This window comes from Nitrospira sp., from assembly GCA_024760545.1.
GTDB lineage: Bacteria > Nitrospirota > Nitrospiria > Nitrospirales > Nitrospiraceae > Nitrospira_D.
On sequence record CP060501.1, the window covers coordinates 2,184,904 to 2,205,589 of the forward strand.

Annotated in this window: 18 protein-coding genes; 4 read left to right on the forward strand and 14 right to left on the reverse strand. The window is 57.0% G+C overall.

Going from position 1 to position 20,686, the window contains the following annotated elements; genetic code table 11:
• Positions 1 to 89: 89 nt before the first annotated feature.
• The 11 genes from H8K03_10365 to H8K03_10415 all read right to left on the reverse strand — a co-directional run bounded on the left by H8K03_10365 (position 90) and on the right by H8K03_10415 (position 11,523).
• On the reverse strand, positions 90 to 635 hold the full coding sequence (locus tag H8K03_10365) for an LOG family protein (GenBank protein UVT22259.1): 546 nt from the start codon (positions 633 to 635) through the stop codon (positions 90 to 92).
• Positions 636 to 662: 27 nt separating this feature from the next.
• On the reverse strand, positions 663 to 2,300 hold the full coding sequence (locus H8K03_10370; GenBank protein UVT22260.1) for a hypothetical protein: 1,638 nt from the start codon (positions 2,298 to 2,300) through the stop codon (positions 663 to 665).
• Between the two features lie 248 nt (positions 2,301 to 2,548).
• Positions 2,549 to 3,202 (reverse strand): hypothetical protein, encoded by a 654-nt coding sequence (locus H8K03_10375; GenBank protein UVT22261.1) that lies wholly within the window; start codon positions 3,200 to 3,202, stop codon positions 2,549 to 2,551.
• 111 nt (positions 3,203 to 3,313) lie between these two features.
• Positions 3,314 to 4,654, reverse strand: coding sequence for a TldD/PmbA family protein (locus H8K03_10380; protein UVT22262.1), 1,341 nt, complete (start codon positions 4,652 to 4,654; stop codon positions 3,314 to 3,316).
• On the reverse strand, positions 4,651 to 6,108 hold the full coding sequence (locus tag H8K03_10385; protein UVT22263.1) for a TldD/PmbA family protein: 1,458 nt from the start codon (positions 6,106 to 6,108) through the stop codon (positions 4,651 to 4,653). The genes H8K03_10380 and H8K03_10385 overlap by 4 nt, the downstream gene beginning before the upstream one ends.
• A gap of 207 nt (positions 6,109 to 6,315) precedes the next feature.
• Positions 6,316 to 6,579: a hypothetical protein gene (locus H8K03_10390; GenBank protein ID UVT22264.1), complete on the reverse strand. Its 264-nt coding sequence runs from the start codon at positions 6,577 to 6,579 to the stop codon at positions 6,316 to 6,318.
• 85 nt (positions 6,580 to 6,664) lie between these two features.
• The gene (locus H8K03_10395; protein ID UVT22265.1) at positions 6,665 to 7,108 is read right to left on the reverse strand and encodes a cupin domain-containing protein; all 444 of its coding nucleotides are present in this window, start codon (positions 7,106 to 7,108) and stop codon (positions 6,665 to 6,667) included.
• 1,338 nt (positions 7,109 to 8,446) lie between these two features.
• Positions 8,447 to 9,085 carry a hypothetical protein gene (locus H8K03_10400; protein ID UVT22266.1) on the reverse strand — a complete coding sequence of 213 codons (639 nt, stop codon included), beginning with the start codon at positions 9,083 to 9,085 and terminating at the stop codon, positions 8,447 to 8,449.
• Between the two features lie 84 nt (positions 9,086 to 9,169).
• Positions 9,170 to 9,883 carry a hypothetical protein gene (locus tag H8K03_10405; GenBank protein ID UVT22267.1) on the reverse strand — a complete coding sequence of 238 codons (714 nt, stop codon included), beginning with the start codon at positions 9,881 to 9,883 and terminating at the stop codon, positions 9,170 to 9,172.
• 166 nt (positions 9,884 to 10,049) lie between these two features.
• Positions 10,050 to 10,814 carry a hypothetical protein gene (locus H8K03_10410; GenBank protein UVT22268.1) on the reverse strand — a complete coding sequence of 255 codons (765 nt, stop codon included), beginning with the start codon at positions 10,812 to 10,814 and terminating at the stop codon, positions 10,050 to 10,052.
• Between the two features lie 4 nt (positions 10,815 to 10,818).
• A complete protein-coding gene (locus H8K03_10415; protein UVT22269.1) occupies positions 10,819 to 11,523 on the reverse strand; it encodes a hypothetical protein in 705 nt (234 codons plus the stop codon).
• A gap of 168 nt (positions 11,524 to 11,691) precedes the next feature.
• Between H8K03_10415 and H8K03_10420 the strand changes: the two genes are divergently transcribed.
• On the forward strand, positions 11,692 to 13,848 hold the full coding sequence (locus tag H8K03_10420) for a hypothetical protein (GenBank protein UVT22270.1): 2,157 nt from the start codon (positions 11,692 to 11,694) through the stop codon (positions 13,846 to 13,848).
• 3 nt (positions 13,849 to 13,851) lie between these two features.
• On the forward strand, positions 13,852 to 15,966 hold the full coding sequence (locus tag H8K03_10425) for a hypothetical protein (protein UVT22271.1): 2,115 nt from the start codon (positions 13,852 to 13,854) through the stop codon (positions 15,964 to 15,966).
• A gap of 73 nt (positions 15,967 to 16,039) precedes the next feature.
• Here H8K03_10425 and hpnR read toward each other — a convergent pair whose 3' ends face one another.
• Complete coding sequence (gene hpnR, locus H8K03_10430; protein UVT22272.1) at positions 16,040 to 17,584, reverse strand: hopanoid C-3 methylase HpnR; 1,545 nt, start codon at positions 17,582 to 17,584, stop codon at positions 16,040 to 16,042.
• Positions 17,585 to 18,142: 558 nt separating this feature from the next.
• Between hpnR and H8K03_10435 the strand changes: the two genes are divergently transcribed.
• On the forward strand, positions 18,143 to 18,364 hold the full coding sequence (locus tag H8K03_10435) for a hypothetical protein (GenBank protein ID UVT22273.1): 222 nt from the start codon (positions 18,143 to 18,145) through the stop codon (positions 18,362 to 18,364).
• 188 nt (positions 18,365 to 18,552) lie between these two features.
• The gene (locus H8K03_10440; protein ID UVT22274.1) at positions 18,553 to 18,912 is read left to right on the forward strand and encodes a PilZ domain-containing protein; all 360 of its coding nucleotides are present in this window, start codon (positions 18,553 to 18,555) and stop codon (positions 18,910 to 18,912) included.
• A gap of 21 nt (positions 18,913 to 18,933) precedes the next feature.
• Here the strand turns inward: H8K03_10440 and H8K03_10445 are convergent, their stop codons facing one another.
• Both H8K03_10445 and H8K03_10450 read right to left on the reverse strand, forming a co-directional pair.
• Positions 18,934 to 19,749 carry a DUF1295 domain-containing protein gene (locus H8K03_10445; GenBank protein UVT22444.1) on the reverse strand — a complete coding sequence of 272 codons (816 nt, stop codon included), beginning with the start codon at positions 19,747 to 19,749 and terminating at the stop codon, positions 18,934 to 18,936.
• A 31-nt stretch (positions 19,750 to 19,780) separates the two neighbouring features.
• A complete protein-coding gene (locus tag H8K03_10450) occupies positions 19,781 to 20,662 on the reverse strand; it encodes an SDR family oxidoreductase (GenBank protein ID UVT22275.1) in 882 nt (293 codons plus the stop codon).
• Between the last annotated feature and the right edge of the window lie 24 nt (positions 20,663 to 20,686).

Sequence of the window (20,686 nt, forward strand, 5' to 3'; positions counted from 1 at the left end):
GTCCTCCCCCTCCATCGTCGTCCCAGGGTGACGATTCTTACATCTTACTACGGCGATCGATGGAAAGGTGGGTGGGCGTCCCTCGGTCTTCACACAGGCAGATAGGGATAGAGGTCCGGGTCCGCCCGGCGCGCGCGGCGTTGACGCCCATCCATGAGCTTCATGATGAGCTCAATCGCTTCTTCCGGGGATGCCGCCGCATTGACTAATCGCTTGTCGAGTTTGCGGAAGAAGGCCACGTCGGCTGACGAGGCTTCCACGAGAATGACGGGCTTGCCGGCTTTCACCGCCAGAGCGACCTCCGACACAGTCCCTGATCCAGTCAGCCCGCACGCCACGACCACGTGGCTCGTCAAGACATTGATGTTGTTACGGCCGCTCCCCATTTCCGTGATGATCGACACATCCACATGGCGAGACACCTTGTCCTTGGCCGTGGGCAGGATCCCGATGGTCAAGCTTCCGCCGACCCGTTTGGCGCCTTCACAGGCGGCATCCATCACCCCGACGTCACGGCCACCCGTCAAGACGACCCAGCCGCGCCGCGCAATGAATTCTCCAAGGACGCGCGCATTATCGAGATCCCTTTTTGCCGCTTTCGCCGGCCCCATCACTCCTACAACAAATCGCATCACGCGCTCCTACAATGCTCGTATAGATTCTTACAATCGAGAGGACGTTAACGTCACATCGGCGTGGGTCCAGATACTCTTGAGCTGCTCTTCCATGGCGTTCGCCTCACTGTCTTTCTGCTGAGCACGGAGGCTCTGGATCAGCCCGAAGTAGGCCCAGCCGTTCTCGGGGTTTTTGGCCAAATCAGCCCGGTAGACCACTGCCGCCTCACCTGGTTGACCGGCCCTCAGCAATACCGCGCCTAGATAATGACGAACCGGAATCGGCCAGAAGGAAGGCTCGGCATACGGCAGGGCCTCTTCCAGCTTGACAGCCTCCACCAACGCCTTGATCGCTTCATCGTATCGTTTGCGATGGGTCGCGATCTCACCGGCCAGGAGTCGCTCCGCGATCTTGACCAAGGCCCGTTCGGTTTTCTCCTCCGTAGTGCGATTGCGTCCGAAGCGTTTCGCCATGTCGGCCAGCACCGCATGTTCGCCCTCGGATCCCGGCAGGCGGCCCGAAGCCGCGAGCGCCATTCCCCTTCCCAGCCGCCACATGGCCTGCTGTAGCCGCAACCCCTTGGGAGGGGCCGGTTCACGCAGCAGCTCGTCCCATTGCCCAAACCGGATCATCGACCACAACGGTACCGGAAGGTACAGTTCTTTCCACCGATCCTTCCGCGCTTCCTCCTCGGTGATCGTTCCGGTCAGTTGGCGGGCAACCTTCAAGGCTTCAGTTCTTCGTCCCTCCATCGCCAACGAAGCCCAGAGGAAATGAAGATTGTGCGTGTAGTAGCCATCACTATAGTTGCCGCTCAATGTTCTCCCGTTCAGATAGTCCTGATCAACCTTTGCCGCATGCGTATTGCGTTCCACGGCCTCATGGTACCGTCCCAGCCTAATGTAGATATGGGCGGGCATGTGAACCAAGTGACCGGCGCCCGGCATCAGCGCGGGCAACCGTTCCGCACAGTCCAGCGCCCGTTCCGGAGCCGAGGAAGCTTCCACACTGTGGATATAGAAATGGCAGGCACCAGGATGATTCGGGAACCGCGCCAGAATGGACTCCAACGTGGAGACGATTTCCTCGGTGCCGGGCTTGGGGCGGCCATCCGCCGTCCACAAATCCCATGGCCTCAAGTCCATCATCGCTTCAGCGAACAACACCCCTGCATCCGGATCGTCAGGAAACCGTCGCCATAACGCGCGCATGGCATCCGCATAGGCCTTATCGAGAGCCGCACGCCCATGATTCTTCCCGCTGTATCGCTTGCCGAGCGCATCGATGTAGGCCTGTTCAGCAGCGGTCGCTTGCGCGCTGTGCGATCGGGCCTTCTGCAGAGCATCTCCTGCACGTCGTTCGTCCGTCTTACTCATCGTCGCATTGATGTTCGGTCCCAGCGCGAGTGCTACTCCCCAGTAGGCCATTGCCGCCGACGGATCGAGACGAGCGGCCTCTTCGAAGGCCCGAATCGCTTCTTCATGGTTGAAGGCGTAGACCAAGCGCAAACCTTGATCAAAGTATTTTTGGGCCTCTTCAGAAGTTGTCGTGATGGCGTGATGGTGGGTGCCGAGATTGTCAAAGAGCGGCACCCAAGGCGCATGGAGTTCGGCGGCCACTCCGATGGCGTGCGGAGTCAGAGTCAGCCAGAACACACTGCACAGCAGTAGGCTAGGGATCCTCATGAACTGCTTTGTAGCAGACACGACCTCGACCTGGCTAGATAATGAGTAATCTATGTGATCGATGGGTTGGATCAGGAGGGCTCGCCCTCTCTTGGTTGAAACACTCTCGGGATGAATTCCGAGTAGACGGCCGACAGGGTTTCGACCGAAGGTTTCTTCGATGGTCGTGATGGAAGGGAAGAGGTACCAGCGCTCCGGGTGTGGGTCGAACCAGGCTCAGCGATCAAGTCGGTCACACCACGCGCGGTTTATAGATTGAGGGACGGGCCTTCGCTTTCCTGAGGCGCAATCGGCTTGTCCTTTAGGATCGGCTTTTTCCGTACGACTCGATTCCGTTTGGCCGAAGCGGCAATACTCTCACCGGCCGCCGCGGAAAAGATACCCGCTTCGAGTTCCTTCCCAAGGTGGACAAGCACCTGCTGCTGAGAAACCACCAGCGATTTTAGTTCCTGAATTTGTGTGGAGAGGCGGGCGATATCTTCCTGCTGCCCAAGAAGAAACGCTCTCAGTTCAGCGACTTCCTCCGGTTGGACAAGAGCCGGTGCCGGCTGTTGTTCGGTCACGGCTTCTTCGATAATGGTAGTTCCGGCTTCCCGGAGTTGCTCTACGCCCGCCGTTGCACTAGGCGCACCATCCATGAGCTGATCCGGCTTGATCTCAATCTGCTCTGTCGTGAGGCTGATGGGCTGTGGGTCGGCTGCGGCAGGAACAGGCGGCGGAGTTTCTTCTTCATACCGCGTCACACGTGCAAAGAATTCAACCGCCTTGCGCCAGCACACTGCTACGGCATCGAGCATCAGTTGACCGTATGGCGCATTCGTCGGTCGGGCCTCGTCTATCTGCTTCTGCGAGGGAATACGATGAATGAGGTTGATCGGCTCTTTGTTGAATCGCTGCGCCATGTAACAACTTTCCGTCGGGGTCCAAATTAATTACCTACTACTGGCGGAAGAAAGAGTCAATCTTTTTATCCAGATAAGCCGTCCAAGAGGTTCTTATTCCTCATGACCCTGCTAAAAACGGGTCACGCTGGAAAACTGAAATCGAGGCAGGACCATGGCCGGGACCAGCATCTTACCGGTCTCTGAATTCACCGCCTCCATCGGCGAAGTCCACCTGTCGATATGTCGAAATACCTGGAGCGGGCTTTCGTGAAAGCGGAAGTTTTTGACTGCCGAGACAACCTCTCCCTTTTCGACCAGAAACGTGCCGTCCCGGGTCATGCCGGTCAGTATGAGCTCGCGAGGATTCACGGGGCGGATGTACCAAAAGTTTGTCACCAAAATCGCGCGTTCCGCACCCTTGATAAGGTCCTGAATTGAATGTGCCGGAGGTCCTTCGACCGACAACGCAGGGGCTTCCAATGTCGGAATGATTTTCACACCATCGGTCTTCGCCGTAAATCGGTCGTAGACCAGCTGTTTTAAGATCCCACGATCGATCCACACCGAATCCGTACTCGGCAACCCCTCATGGGTAAATCCTTCTCCAAGTAGATCGGCATGATCCGGAATATTCCGAAGTGTCAGCCGTTCGTCCACGATCGTGTGTCCCAGTTTGCCGGCGAAAGGACTCGTCCCTTTCATGTACGACTTGGCATCCAGTGACCATAGCAACCATGCCCAGAGGCCGGCCACAGCGGCCGGTTCAAGAATGACGGCATACCGTCCCGCCGGGAGTTCGCATGCATCACGGCCTCGCTTCGCCTTCGTAATGGCGGCGAGCGTCCGCTCTTGAACTTTTAAATGATCGATCGACCGGTGGGCTGCCGCGCTCCACCCCGTCGCATCACCCGCTTGCACGGTCAGGCTGAACCTCGCATCGGCTCGACGTTCATAGCCGAACAGTCCATTCTCGGCGGCGATCCCGACCGCGGTCCCTGATGACGACACCACGCCCGCGGCCATGAGATTCTCCATCCGGCATTGACCGATCGCTTCAGTGGCGTATTCCAGACGTCGCACCGGCCCCGCTGCCACCGTCTCCGATTTGGCCGTCTCTCGGATGGGAAACCGGCAAGGAGCGGGAGGCGGAAGATATTCGGGATCGGCCGGTGACACTCGAGCGATCCGCTCGGCACGGGCCAACGCATCCTGGATCGACCCGGCGGTAAAATCCGTGGTGCTCGCCGTCCCATGCCGCCCGCCAAAGGCGACCGTTATCGTCAGCATACCGCGCCGGGCATCGACATTCTGGATGACTTGATTGTTGGCAAACCGTGTCGTTCCGGCATGGTGATCGCGAAGACTCACGATCGTATGGTCAGCCGACGAGCGAGTCATGATCATGTCGCTGAGAAAGCGGAACTCGTCGTGGCTGGTCATCTTCGGCCACTTGTCACTCAGGACGGTCATGAGCTCCCTTCGCCTCTGATCACTTGGACGCGGCGAAACCTTGCCGGAGAGGCGGCATGGGTCATCCACCCAGACTGCCCCGGCTGCCCCTTCCCACAGGTAATGAAGCCGTACCGGCGGCGAGAGGTCCGATCGGCAACCCCGTCGCAGCTGTTCCAGAATTCCGGGGTGATCCCATGATAGATCACGTCCCGCAGCATGTGAGTCCGTCTGCCGTTTTCAATCAGCCAGAACGCATCGCCGCCGAACTGGAAATTGTAGCGGCGCTGATCGATGCTATAGGACCCATGGCCTTCGATATAGATGCCGCGTTGCACGTCTTCGATCAGTTGATCGCGCGTTGCCTCACCCGCTTCGAGCCCGATATTGGCGATACGCACGATCGGAATATTCGCCCAGCCGTCGGCCCGATTCGAGCCGCGCGAACGAGACTCACCTATCTTCGGCGCCACTTCTCGGTTCGTGCAGTACCCGACGAAGATCCCGTTGCGGACAATGTCCCATTGCTGGCACATCACCCCGTCGTCATCGTAGCCGGTCGCGGCCAGTGTTTCTGATTCGGTGTTATCGGCCACGAGGCTCACGGCTGGTGAGCCATAGCGAAAGTTGCCTCGCTTGTCGGTCGTCAGGAAGCTGGTCCCGGCGTAATTGGCCTCGTACCCGATCGCGCGGTCCAGTTCACTCGGATGGCCACAGGATTCATGGATCGTCAAGGACAGATGCTCCGGGTCGAGCACCAGGTCATAGTGGCCGGCATCGACCGCCGGAGCGGTGACTTTCTCGACTGCTTGATCGGCAACGCGCGAAGCCTCCCGCAGGAAGTCCGCCTCTTCGATCAGTTCATAGCCTTTCCTGAGGTGAGGCGTGTTGAAGCTGCGCGAGGCAAACCGGCCTTCGTGTAGCGCGGTCGCCGAGCACTCGCCTTGCCCCGCCAATAGATCGAACTCCAAGTGCGTTCCTTCACTCGAGACAAACAACTTTTTGTCCCGGCGCGCCCACAGGCCGGCACTGCTTCTCGCAATACCGGATTGCCGCTGCAGTGTGTCCATCGTCTGGAGCAGCAAGTCGGCCTTCTTCTCCAACGGCACGCTGAACGGGTCGATGCGGTACGGTGTGACGACACGGTCACGATAAACCGGCTCCGCCGCCAATCGTACTTTTTCGATGGCGACCGACGCAGAACCCTTGGCGATCTCGACGGCCAGATCTGCGACCCGCGGCACTTCTTCAAGGGACAGAATCGAACTCGCCGCAAACCCCCACGCTCCATGATAGAGCACACGCACGCCGAACCCTTGGTCATGAACGTCTCGGATCGAGGCAATTCGCCGATCTTCACCCTCGAGCTGTTCCGTGATGCTGTCCTGAATGCGAATATCGCCGTACTCGGCACCCGAGGCCGCAATACGCTTGAGCGCAAGCTCGGCGAACTCGTCCCACGTTGGAGTGTGCATGCCGCGATTCTCACAGTGAACGAATGCAGAACGAAATCAGTATAACAGGTGGGAAGCGAAACGGTGAGCGTATTGAGATCACTGGAACGCGACGACCATTCCTAATGACAAGCCATACCGATGGGTCTAACTGAATGGCGTCGGCAATGAAACTCGATCTTGCTGATAATCTTCGACGAGCTTACCGATGCTCTCGTGATGTCTCCTTCACAACCGACCCTTCAACCGCTCATAACCCTTCTTCAATTCTTCGATGGCCAGACCCAGCGCGGTGCTGACAGATTCCGCTGTCTTGCCTGCTTCCTCCCGCGCCCCCTCCAATTTTGGTTTTATCTCTTCCCACTGTTTCTCTAAGCGGGCCCATTCGTCCTTTGCGTCCGCCTTCGCCAGATGAAGCTGGACTTGCAGCTCGTCGCGCTGCTGCTTGAGATACTCCACCGCTTTCGTGATCTGCTCTTTTGCGTCCGCCATGGGCTTTGCTCCTCTTCTTCTAAGTGTGAAAGTGCGCCGTTGTTACTTCAACTCGAGCGTGTGTCCGTCAAGCGGGCGATGCTGGTCACACCGCAACAGTTACCCCATTACGCTTGAGCACATCAAGTAGCTTTGGCACATCCGGCGGTCCAGGAGGAATCTCCTTGTCGATCGCCGTGAACATCTGAGCCGCTAACGCACCAGGCCCGGTAATCTCGAGCATCTGACCACCCCCACTTCCGTAACGAAAGCCATGCACGGTTCCTCGCGGAACGTGCACGAGAGTCCCAGCTGTGCAGTCGTAGTCGTTCCCATCGCACAGGAAGTGAATCTCACCTTTCAAGACGTAGAACGCTTCGTCCCAATCGTGGCGATGCGGTGGAGGGCCTGTTCCTTCCGCGCCCTGCTGCAAAGTGATCCCATAGCTCTGCGTCGCCGCGTTCGACGCCAACACCGTCACCTGTGTTCCGACCACATTCAACGCGGGCTCATGCTGATCCGGTCTCAAAATAATCGGTTGAACGCTCATGATCTCGCTGCCTCCTGCAAATAAGGAGATTGTGTGCCGTACCACCTAACATGCCGCTTCAGCTACGGAGCATCATAATCGCGTGAAGCGCCTACACTAGCAAGCTCCCGCTGAGCCGCAGATCGCTTGATGCATACCGAATCGCTAGCCAAAGTCCTCAACGGCGGACATAAACAAACACACTTGACCAGACCGTTGCTGGCCACCTGAGTCAACCAGTACGACGGTATGGCCTGACGTCGCAAGGGTTCGGATATCGGAGGCTACCAATTCGCATTTACTTGCCGGAATCGGCGTGTAATCCCACGTTGGATGTTCACGCAACTCTATCGCTAGGTCCTGATGCCAATGGTGAAGCCATTCTCGAAACGAGAGTTGTCCCAGATGCGAGCTTGCCGAATCGAATCCGCCCCAAAAGCTATAGAAGGAGAACTCACTCGGTCCTCCGGGTTTGGAACCAAGAAGCGAAACGATTGCTGTCTTCGGTCGCGGCAATCCTAGAACCCATCGATGAACCAGTTTGTCCGACACGTAAGCGTTCTTGCTACCTTCCTTCCCAGTCCTTCCGGGCCTCGCACATGTGAAAAATCGCACTGCACCGTTGCATCCACCTGCTCTCCAACGACGAAGCCTGTATGGTTTCAGTGGCTTCATTTCCAGTCTGACTCCCCGCAGTTCATAGGCACGCACGGCTGTCCTTCCTCTAACTTTTGAGTGTGACCCCGAGCGAGGCAAGCACAGTGTTGAGTGCTTTCTCGCAGTCGGATACCAGTGCGCGGAGGAAGTTTAGGGGTCAGACCCCTTTATTGTTCCCTGCCCACATTCTCGAGAAGTTCTTCGAGGTTCGTGCTTTTCGCATTCGGGTGATCGCGAACCGCCCTCTCGTAGGAGCTGACCAAGCCACCAAGTTGATCCGTAAGTGCCCTCTCCAGCTTTGGGACCCACTCCGTATACGCGTACTGGATCTCGGACTCGGCGTAAGGGCATGTCGCGGTGAATGCGAATATCGCTTTAGCAAGGGTCTCTTCGAGAAAGCCAAACGTCGCCACAACCCGACCAAGTTGCTCTCAGAACGTCCGCTCGTGCAGGTGAGTCGGGAACTCACGCGGCAGAGCATTCTTGTCGATAGTCGATGGCCGAGGTATGTGCTCGCTCATGGAGTACTCAGAAGATACTCGCCCCTCGCAAATTCGCCGCCATGCGATGAACACGATGATGGCGATGCCTGCCGAGCCGACTACCACTTACATCAACACAGGGAGTCCACCTAACCTCGGGCATCAGTCGCGGGAGTTCACGATCACACCGGCCGCCCGTCGAGGTTAAGCAGTGGACATATCACGACGCGTGCTCGGTCCTCATATCGTAGGAGCGCCAATGGCCCATAATGGCTTGCTGGAACAACTGGATTAGAAGCTTTGTCGTTGGAGGGATATCATTGACAAACGCCTTAAGACGAACAGCATCACGTTCTGCATCCGCTCCCGGTTCATCCGGTAACACGGAGTTGATTAAAGCATCGGCCGCAGCTGTAAACACGGTTTCGCCCTGCGTATCTCCAACGCCACTGGCCCACGTCACACGATCGGACGAGAACTTGGTCACATATGTCCGAATAACGTTGTCGTCCCAGTGAAAGATCAGCTTATTCCTCATTCTCGATATAGGACGGCTCACTGATAGATTGCCACCCAATAGCTGGCTAGCACTCATGAGGGTTTCATCGTCTGCCCCACCGACTCGAGCCAAGTTCCGAACCCGAGGGAAATGTGAACGCAAGAGCTGAATCGCCTCGTGTATGAATCCGACAGCGACCAGGAACGCCCATAACCGATCACGATCCCCCGCTGGGCCATCTGCGTCCTTAACGAACAAATAGAACCGCTGACTCGCCTCAAGCGCATTTACTGCAATGCCTAAGCGCAGCGCCAGCGTGCAGTCGTCTATGTTTCCTGTGAGGGACACTTTCGGTCCCACAATATGCCATGTCCTCGGCATCATTTTCTCGATCACTTTGGTGAGCTGTCCAGCGGACCCTGGGCAAAACTAGCTCTGTTAAATTTACTCTGCGGAGCGTTCGGGAAACCCCAGAAACTCAAAGCTCACTCCTACGTCCGTGGTATCGGTCAACTCCTTCAAGAATTCGTCAAATGTCGCGACTGCATGCGCCTCTCCGATTTCGAGCCTTGAGTGCAGGAGATATCGTGCGCTATCAGGTGATAGCTTCGCATGGTCGTGAACGACCATCTTGAGAAAAGCCACCGTTGAAGCCAAGACTGACCGCGCACTGTCAGCAGACCAGAACATCGGCCGTTTTGGAATTCCGACAGCCTTCCATCGTTCACCAGTTAGCTCCAAAGGGAGAGCAACCATGTCGCCTCGATCTTCGAAGGGACTCACGTCGGTAGGAATCGACTTGACTTTTGAATGGACGTACTCGTTCCGGGCACTCAGAAGCTCTTGAACACGCTGTACCTCAACAACGCCCCTGTCGAGCGGATGGGTCTCGCCACCGAGACGAAGAAGATACATCTCGAACTTCGACAACACCGACAGCTTGTCTAGATCATCCGCGAACTTCTCACTGAACTCCAGGGACAGGAGAAGCGCGTTCGCAGCAGATTCAAGCGCCAGAATCGAGCTCAGAATGGATGCCCTGGCGTGGCGGTTCATAGTATAAGAGTCCTTGGTTCCGGCGGCTAACCTGCACTGAAAGACCGCGTCACAGAGCAGGTCGATTACCCCGTTATATTTGAACTTTGCGGGCACCTTCATCTCAGCCACTCAACAATGTTTAGGCCCCGTGAGTATAAGCGCGGGATCCGCTAATTTCTGTACGTGTTACCCGCAACAACTTTGGCGAAGGATGTGCCACACCCGTTGCCGTTTAATGAGTTGAGGCTGCAAGACCATTTATTACGGGTCTTTATGCAGATTGGAGCTAGAACAGCCCTGCAATCCCGGTGGAGATTTTTTCTTGGACGATCGGGGTGGCTTCGGGAATGTCTAAACTTTTTTGCCGCACGTGGCCGACCATTCTCATCTTCTGTACTTTCTGCACGGCTGCTGTTTGGCTTCCCGTCGGCTGACCCAATGTCTTGCCCATCTTGCGGTCGGTAACCTGCACGTCGGTGATGCACACGTAGGTCACACCGTCTTCCTTCGGTGGTGGCTGCATGCCGGAAAATCCTGACATGCCGCCGAATCCTGCTCGTCCACCGCTCATGGCCATGGCTTGCCGCATCATGGCGCTCATGTCCGGCATGCCGCCCATGCCCATGGCAGGCCCATCACCCGCAGCGCCGGCCGATGCCATCGCGGTGCCTCCGCTGCTGATACCCGAGCCGGGACCGGATTTGGCCACGCTTTCCGGCGTCACACCATCGGCGGCCTTGTGGCAATAGATCACCTTGGCCTGTATCCAGTAGTTCGCCTGTTCCGGTTCTTGCACCAGTTGATATCCCTTCGCCGTGAGCTTCGTGTTGACCTCGTTCAACGTCACCTGCTGGTTTTCCGAGATATTCCTGAGTTGGGTATAGATGCTTCGATTGGTATTGGGGTCCAGGAAGATGGTGTTGCTGTTCATGAGGCCGGATCGGATCACGTTTGAACAGCCGGTGGTCACCACCAACAGAAGCAGCGTGACGAGCGAGAAAAAGAAACGCCTTCTCTCACTCGGATTGTTGTTATGCGCGAGACGCTTCACGGGACTAAAAGTTTCCCGCCACGGCCGCGCTCAACTTCTGTTGGAGCAACGGTGTCGCTTCGGCTTCATCCAGTTTCTTTTGGTGCACATCGGCGGCCAGTCTGGTCTGATACACACCGGACTCCTCCCCTGTTCCTGCTTTCATTCCACCGGGGAGCGGCGCGGCTCCTTGGTCCGTGATCTGAACGTCGGCGACGCAGGCATAGTTCACGTCGTCCGGCATCTTGGGACCTGATGACGAGGAGCTGATCAGATCGCCGATGCCTTGAATCGCGCTCAAACCCATCGAGGCCGCCGCGCCGCCCATCGCGCCATAGGGCCCCGCCATGCTCGCCATGCTGGTAAGGCCTTGCATGGCTCCCATCGTCGTGTTGAACGCGGACCCATAGCCGCTCGCCACCATTGACTCGACCGGCATCTCGGGCTTCGTGATGTTGCAGTAGACGATGTTCGCCAGCACGATGTAGCGCGCGCCATCCGGATCGCTCACGACCTGATACCCCTTCGCGGCTAAGCGTGGTCCCAGATCATGAAACGAAACGCCCTGATTGTCGGACGAGTTGCGGGCCTGAATGAATACCGTCTTCTGTGTGCTGGGCGGCAGGAAAAACGTGTTGCTCGAAATAAGATCCGTGTCTTTGATGTTGCCGGCGTGAGCGGTAAGCGGCAATAGAAAAAGGATAAAAAGCGCCAGGTATCGCATCGACACCCCACGACAAAACCGCCCGGATTGTACGCAAGAGTCGGTTTCAATAGCAACGGTCAAACTGAACTGAAAATGTACGGTTTTTAGGACGGATGGGCTTGAAGAATCGCCCCTCGTCGGCTAGCATGGCGGCCAGCCAGCCGCTGGGAGCCCTAGGAGAACGTGCCGTCTATGCGAGCTTGGGCTTTTTTCCTCCTGCTCGCGACTGTGATCGCCGGTTGCAGCGGCGACAAGCACCTGCCGTCCTCGAATCCGCCGGAATACGATCCCAATACAATCTATACCGCGCCCGCCGCGCCCGCCCGAGCTGCAACTCTTTCGACGGCACCGACTGAACTGGAATCGCTCCGAGCCAAGCTCGACGCGCTTGAAATGAGCTCGAAAGGAAAGGGCGAGCGGAAGAAGGCTCCGTTCGATTCGAATTCACTACAGCCATTCAAAGGCGCCGCCAACCCCTGCGAGATCTTGTCGAGACTCGCGCCGGGCTTGGGCAGCGCGCAGCTTTTTGCAGGCCATGACGGTGCGGCATTGAAGAAGGCCTTGGGTCCGGAGGCCGACGATATCGCGCGTCGAATGGATGAGCACCTCGCGAAGGGGCTGAAGTATTCGCTCGGCTCCGGCGCGGCGGATTGTCCGATCTCGGTGAGGCCACGCAAGAGCAGTAGCCCGATCGATCGGTTCCAGCCGGCGCGCGCCGTGTTGGCTTCCACGGCATCCACCCAACCGTTCCTGTTGGCCCAAACGACGATCCCCGAGACATCTCAGGATGACTACGATGTAAACAATCCTCCGATGCGCCGAGAAGATGCGCCTCCAGGTTGGGTGGGCTACAGGACCACGGATACGATGACACGTATCGGCAAGCCGCCGCGCGCGGAAGGTATTTATGAAAGCTATGACATGGTCATTGCCCCGAAAGCGAAACAATGCCCCCATCTGGAAGGACCGGATCAGAAGGGAATCGCGGATGGGACCTTTGAATGGTCATTTCTGATGTATCGGAGAGCGATGGGGCAGGCCGTACTCTATCGTCGGCACGTCGTGGCGACACTCAAAGGAGAGGTCGATGATGACGCCAAGCTCAAACAAGTGGAGTATGACGTCACCGTCACACTCCAACATATCGGCACGGAGCTTGCGCCCTATTCCCAGTCCTACGGAAGCACGGGCCACTTTACACTCGATCAGCGAACGAGTCTTCCCCAGGAATTCAGCATCATTACGGTATCGGGCTTTTCCGAAGCGGAGGCTCAGGCAAAAGATGCGCAACTCCTCGGAACGCTCACGGCGCTTGTGGCCTATTTTTCCGGCCAAGAGTATTACAAGGCCCAACAGTACTGGAACCACCCCAATACCTGTGTCGACATTGTTTTTAATCCGGCCACGAAAACGCAGAGATTTGCTCCGAACAAATCGTATCAGGTGAAAACAGAACTGCGCACCAAGAAGGACCAGATGGTGGTGCCGGCCAAGTTCAAGGAGGCGAGAGAGCGGCCGAGGGAGGGCAATGGGACCGTCTCACCGAGAGAGGACAAGTCGCAAGGTGACAGGCCCGTCAGGTTTACCTATCAAGCGCCGGGGACACGGGTGCGGCATAGTGGATTCCGGGTCAACGCAGTCTCCCGCGCCGGGGTCGCGGAAACCAAGGATGGAGACTGGGAATTGGCTCCTGCTGCTTACGTGCTTGAATTCAAGTCGCACATCGTTCAGGAACCGTTGAATATCCCGAACCCGCAGTTCGGCATGGGGTTAAGTTCGAATGGGTTTGACGCCCATGTTCAGGCGACCATCCCGCTCCAGCATACGGAAGATCGCGGATGGGTTGGGGAAGGCGTGATGCAATACGCGACTCGCACAACGACTCTGCCGGCTCAGTGCGAATTCCGCGTTCAGGGCATCGGCACGACCACGTTTCATGTGAACGGAGGCTCGATCAGCATAGATCCGGAGCCATTTGCCGTGAACTTGATTGTTCTGCCGGGGCAATCAGGAGAAGTGCTAGAGACCCACTGTACGAGCGGCAATACACCTGAAAAACTAAAAGAACTGTTTGCGACACAGGGTGTGCATGGAGGCGAGGCCCACGGCATGATGGGAAAAGCCGGCGGATGGAGCGGGGCCTTCAACTTCACTCGCTTCAGGACATTCAATATGGCGAAGAAAGGTTACGAGATCGGCGGCTGGACGCCGGTACGCGATTCTGACGTCATCGCCAAAAAGACTATCACCGTCAATTGCGGCATGGGGCTACAGACCTGCCGGGAAGAGACGATGCTGACCTTGAAGCAAGCGGATGAGCCGGGCGAAGGTGCATCCCCAGCGAGATGAAATGTGCCTTGGTATAGGGAAGCTGTGAAAACCGGAGTTCTTTGGGTATCAATTATTCTTCTGTTGCTTCAAGGGTGCGGCGGCGATAAGCATCTGCCGTCTTCCAATCCGCCTGAATACAACCCGAAGAAAGACAATTCAGTGCCAACCTTGCCTGCTGCAGCGCCAGTATTTGCACCACAGTCGGACAAAGCACCAGAGTCGGAGCCGCCGCTATCTGGATTGCCGCCGCTCGAACCTGGGCCGAATGAGAAGGGCGAATGGCGGAAACTTCCGGTTGCACCGCAATCCATACAACCGTTGAAGGACGCGAAGACGGTTTGCGATGTTCTGTCGAAACTTGTTCAAGGCCTTGGAGGCGCGCAGCTTTTTTCCGGTGCAGAGAGTGGGGTGTCGAGGAAATCGCTTGGAACACAAGCTGACTCGACCGCGCGGTCGCTGGACCGGCTACTGTTTGACACCTTCAAGCAACAATTCGGTCCCGGCGCAGGGACCTGTTCGACGCTTACGACCGGCCACAACAACGGCTTCGAAGATCTGGTGAATGCGGCTCGTGTCCGGCGCACGTCTGGGCCATCGAGGGCGCCCTTTCAGATAGCCCAGGCAACGGTTCCCGAGGGAGCGAGGGAGGCGTATACCGTCACCAAGGGGTCGACGAAATTGGATATTCCGCCTGAGTACGTCGGCCATAAGACGAGGGAGTGGAGAAAAGAGGTCGGGACAGGAAGGAATGCCGGCAATATCAACGCCTTTACGCTGGTCAATGGTGGGAAAGCACGCAAATGCCCGACGCCTGATGGAGTGGTTGAGGGTGATTACGAATTTGCGCTGATCGTTCATCAGACAACGGACGATGCCGGGACGGTTCGAACATTGTATAACGCCCGGCGTGTGTTTGCCACATTGAAGGGACAAGTCGACGATGATGCGAAGCTCCAGTATGTCGACCTCGATGCCACGCTGGTGATCGGACGCGGAATGACCGATGGCCCGACGCTCTGGTCCCGTCAGCGCCAGCATGTCCGATTTGTACCCGATCACCAGGCCGCGGGGCTTCCCACACAGTTCTCCGATTGGTCCATTTCGGAATGGACCTCGGAACTGGTTGGTGCGACGGAACGTGACTCCATGAGTATGTTGCTGCTGGCCGCAACGGTGTTCTCCGGTCCGATTTACTTGGAGGCGGAACTTGTCTGGTCCACAGAAAACACCTGCGTGGAGATTACCTTCAACCCTGCGACGAAGACGCAGAGATTTCTTCCGAGCAAATCGTTTGAAGTTAAGACCGAACTGCGGACCAAAAAAGAGCAGGTGATCGTTCCGGCAAAGTTCAAGGAAGCGAGAGAGCGGCCCAGAGAGAGAAACGGCACCGTATCCCCGCGGCAGGAGACGTCGCAGCCCGGCACACCGGCCAAGTTTACCTACAACGCTCCGCCCACACGCGTGAGGCATAGTGGATTCAGGCTGGGGGCCGTTTCACGCGCAGGAGTGGCGGAAGCCAAGGATGGTGAATGGGTGTTGGGAGAGGGAGCATACGTCTTGGAGTTTCAATCAAGGATTGTCTCTTCAGGACTGGTCGATCCTGCGCAATCTCAAGCAGTAGGGACCGTTCGCCTTGAAACACAGGACGAGGAAAGCTCCAGTGCCGTTCCGAAATACACCGGACAGGGTACGATCAGCTATCAAACCGGTCCGTTGCCGAACTGGAATGCCTGTGACCCGCTGGTTCGCGGACAAGGGACTCTCTCTTTGCGCGTGTTTCAGGCTTTTATTCAGATGGAAGAACCGCGAAGCGGGCCTGGAACACTATCGGGAGGTTCGGCGAAGATCGAATTGCTTTATGGCATTCTCGGAATGTCCCAGGAAACCAGCACGGGCATGCATGCCATGGTGAATTACGAATGCGTTCCCAATCGACCCGAGCTGTCGCCCTTTTGGTCACCCATGTTCATCAGCGGGCGAGGGGAAATCTCCACGGATCCCATGGTCATGTTCCTGCTGAAAGATTGGACCTATGTCGGCCAGAACGGTGTCGTGGCGACCAAAACGCTGAGGAGCATGTGCGGAGGCCAGTGCGATCAGGAGGTGAGTGTCTTCACCTTGAAGGTGCAGGAGTGAACGCGCGCGCTACCGACGAAAGCGAATGAAAGAATCGTGAGAGGCTGACATCCACCGACACCGGCAGCAACAATCAGACCGCGGTTCCCATACGGGATTCGTCGACGAAAGTCTCGGTGGAATCGTCGATAGCCCGACCCTGACGGCCTTTCGCGGGTAAAATGTACAGCTGTTTCGCGTCGACCTTGTCTTTCTTCTCCGGCGGCGGCGACATTTCGTAGACGACCGGACGGCGATGATCCGCCATCTGCAACTCAGGATTGTAAACGCTGTTGAACTTCCACAGCATCTTGATGAAGTTGGTCTGTCCCCGCATCAAATGCCCTGCCGCAATCTTGGCCGTGCCCTTGAGCGCAACCCAGCCGAGATGCTTCTTGTTCAAGACTTGTTGGGTCTTGACCAGTTCCGCGTAAAAATCAGCAAGCGGCATCTTGGTCGGCATCACGGCATGCTGAATATCGAACAGACGGTAATCCCGCGTGTGGAGCTTGCGGGATTCCGTGACCCAGCTCTCAGTACCGGGATACGGGGTGTTGACGCTGATATTCACGATCTCCGGAATATCCAAACACCACTGCCGCACGACCTCGAACCGCTCCCGATCCCAATCGGGATCGGCGATGAGATTGATGGCGACGGTGATCCCAAGAGAGCGGGCGAATTCGAGCGCCTCGAAGTTTCTGCCCAACGAGATGCGCTTGCGATGCATCTTGAGGCCTTCCGCATCGATCGCCTCCACACCCAGGAACATGTACTGGAGCCCGAGCGTCTTCCAGAATTGAAAGACTTCTTTGTTGCGCAGCAAGACATCGCCACGCGTCTCCATGTAATACTGTTTCTTGATCCCTCGCCGCGCCACCGCTTCGCCGATCTCCATTCCCTGCTTGGCTTGGATAAAGGCCACGTCGTCGACCAGGAAGATGCCCGGTTCTTGAACCTGCTCCAGCTCCTCCACAGCCTTTTCCGTGCTGACCGTTCGATAGCTGCGGCCATAAAAAGTCCAGGCGCTACAGAAGGAACAATCCCACGGGCAGCCCCGCGCGAATTCGACCGAGGCGCAGGGGTCCAACACACCAATAAAATATTTGTGGCGGTTTCGAAGCAGATCACGCGCAGGACGGATATCGTCCAAATTTTCAATAAATTGTGCGGGAGGTCCTTCGCCATCAAGTGTCACAACCCCCGGCACTTTTGTGATCGCCTTACGATCCTGCTCCACCGCCATCAACAGTTTGGGAGCTGCGACTTCCCCTTCGCCTTTGAGCACACAATCGATGGCGCCGTTGCCGTGCTCCAAAAAATCTTTCGCCACGAACGAGGCGCTATGGCCCCCGACAAAGACGAACGAATTCGGCAGTTCCTGCTTGGTCAGCTTCGCCAGATCCACGATCTCCGGAACATTCGCCAGGTAATTGCAGCCGAACGCAACGGCGTCTGGCTTCCACGTTCTGATCAGCGCCTGATAGTCTTTCCACGTATCCGCCTGCAAGTCGATCAAACGGACATCGTGTCCCGCTTGGCGGCACGCCTGAGCCACCATTTCAAGTCCAAGGGGCTCCAGACGAAGATAAATCTTTGTGTACATGAGCGGACCGGGATGGACTGCGAGGAACTTCATGACCCCAAACCTCCTGATCTATGGCACGCTGAGCCGGAACACACTGGTCTGGAATTCGAGCGGCGAGACCGGCCCACCTGGTTATTCGTGACGTAATACTCGACGCGGGGACGGATTTTGACAGAATGGAGCCTGAGGTGCAACCTTTTAGCGCCGGCCCATCAAGGATTGAACTGACCGAGGACATCTGGTATTTGCTCGGTCTGGTGCTTACCATACCGGCATGCTGCCTCCTGAGCGCACCATTCGTCAGCGCATGGTCGATCTCCTGACCGAGGCTCCGCTGACCACCGAGCAGCTAGCCCGGATGCTGGGTATTCCGGAACGGCAGGTAGAGGAGCACTTGGTTCATGTGGTAAAAACGGTGTCTCGGGACCGCTCACGACGGTTTGTCCTCGAGCCGTCCATTTGCTTAGATTGTGGATTCATGTTCCGTGATCGAACAAGATTGACACGACCAAGCCGCTGCCCACAGTGCCGCAGCGAAGGGATTTCCTCTCCTCGCTATCGCATTGATACACTCACATCACGCCGGAGAGATGCCGGGAAAGGACAACCATGACGACAGCACGACTCGTACTCTGTGCCCTCTGCTTGACACTGCTCAGCTGTTCCGATCAGAAAGCCAAGGAACTGTTCGAAACTGCCGCCTTCGAAGAGGCTCAAAGTAATCCAGCCCACGCCAAGCAGCTCTACCAAGAACTGGTGAATCTCTATCCAACCACCAGAGAAGCCGAAATTGCTCGCTCCCGGATTGCGGATCTCAACAGCAGGCAATAGACGCTGTCGCGTGTACGTATCAGCTTGACTCGCTCGAGCATCCGACCGCGCTCTTTCAATAGCTTACGCACGACGCCCTACCTTTGCCGCTCTCACGCCCACCTTTGGTGGCATAGCGAATCCTCTCTCTTCGACTAGATTTGAGAAGGAACAACGATCTGAAAATGATCACCTAGCCAGGAGAGGGCATGATGAAAACATACGCGATCCGCAAGAAGCTACGGACCCACGTTCAATGTCAGTTCTGCTATTTCTGCGACGGCGCACTTGCCAATGGAATTGTCTGGGACCTCTCGGAAGCAGGCTGGCGTTCGACGGGAGAGCGTCCCATACCCGTTGGGTCCGAGACGACCGTCTACATCACCCTGAGTAATGGAAACAAGATTCTCATCGATACTGCTGTGGTGCGCTGGTCTGAGGGGCGCGAGGCGGGATGGGAAATTACGCGGATGGATGAAGCCAGCCGGGCCCGCCTGATGGATTTCATCGAACAGTTCAAAGCGGCTGACGTGACCTCGAAAACATCGGACAAGGTGCGTCGACACTAGCCATCAGCTACATTGACGGTGTCAGGACTTAACGGATATGTATGGGCTTGGTCGAGGAAACCACGGAAAGAAAGCATTGGTCGTCGCCTGATAGGCTTTATATTCTTCTCCTCGACTTGAAAGCGCCTGCCGTTCCGCCCGTGGAATGCCCGTAATCTTGAGAAGGGCCAACCCCATACCGATCGGGCCGATCAATGTGAATACCCACCCGGGCGCTCCCAAAGTCATCACAACATACGAGCACCAGTGGAGCCATTCAAAAAAATAATTCGGATGGCGTGAGTAGTTCCAGAGGCCTTCTCGACAGACGCGGCCTTGATTTCTCGGATCGGCACGGAAGTGCGCGAGTTGCCGGTCGGCTCTCGCTTCACCGGCTACGGCCACTCCCCAGATCAGCAAACCGATGAGCTCGACCAAGGCGGAGGGAGGCCGGGGATTCCACATCAGCACCAGAAATGGGAGTGAAAACGCCGCCACAGCCAGCGCTTGCAGGAGAAAGTAGGCGAGCATTTTCGCCGACTCTGACTCACCCCATTCCTCACGCAGTCGACGATACCGAGCATCTTCCTGTTTCCCAATCACACGATTGAACAGAATGTGGAGCGCGAGCCGTCCCGCATAGAGCGTCACCAGCATCACCGTGAGGAATATACGATCGGTGCCGCCGCCCGCCTGTGAGGCATACCATAGGACGGTGAGAATGAGCCCTACACACCACCCGACGTCCCCGATCGCCGCGTTCCTTGTTTTCCGCTGCACGGCCCATAACAGGGTCATGACGATCGTCATGACCAGATAGGCTGCCAGCACAAGTGGCAACGGATCCGATACGAACATCCCATTTTCTGGTTCCATCATCACCTACGCTTTACGACAGACTGGCCTCATAATCCCACAAGTCCGTGCCTCGACGCACCCTGCCATCCAGCCAACTTCGGAACCCTGGAATGGGAAACGATAAGACCGCCTGGATCTTCTCGCAGTTCAACGAAAGGTCGGCAGGGCGCGGCGCGCCGGTATGAACACGTGCGGAGCCTTCCACAAGCCGGCCTTGCAGTTCCGGATACCATGGCAACAGCGCCTGCCCTATTTCCCAGCGAGACAGTCGTTCCCGGCCACCAAGATGATAGAGACCCGGTGCGTCGGCTCCGGTCAACTCCCAGATGGCACGTGCAATAGCGCCCGCAGGGAGCGGACAGCGAAACTCATCGCGATAGAGCGTCATGGTCTTGCCGCTCTTGGCTCCTTGGGACATATCTTCGACAAAACTTCGATCGCCATGCGGCGAGGTTCCTGCCGTCAGGACGATCCGAACTACCGTGTGCCGAGGATTCTGCAATACCAGCTGTTCTGCTTCAAGCTTCGTTTTGCCATAGAAATTGATCGGCGTGGGGTCGTCGTTCTCCCGATACCAGCCTTGTCGACCATCGAAGACTTCGCCACTCGACAGGAAAATAAAGGGAATGTTCTTGGAAAGATGCGCGAGACGCACCGTGGCTTCCACATTGATGCGTCGAGCAAGGTGAGGGTTTTGTTCGCAGTCCTTTGTTCGGCTCAAGGCCGCACAATGGATGACTGCCGTGGGCTTCAGAAGCCGCCAAGCTTCCTCGACAGCGGCGTGATCCGTGAGATCGAGGTCGCCGCGAGCGACCCCATGCACATCCCAGCCGGGCGCCCATCGAGAAGCGGTCCCCATGAAATATCGCCCGATCAATCCTGCCGCCCCGGTGATGAGGACACGCGGCTTCATGAAGATTCCATCGGAAAACATCGC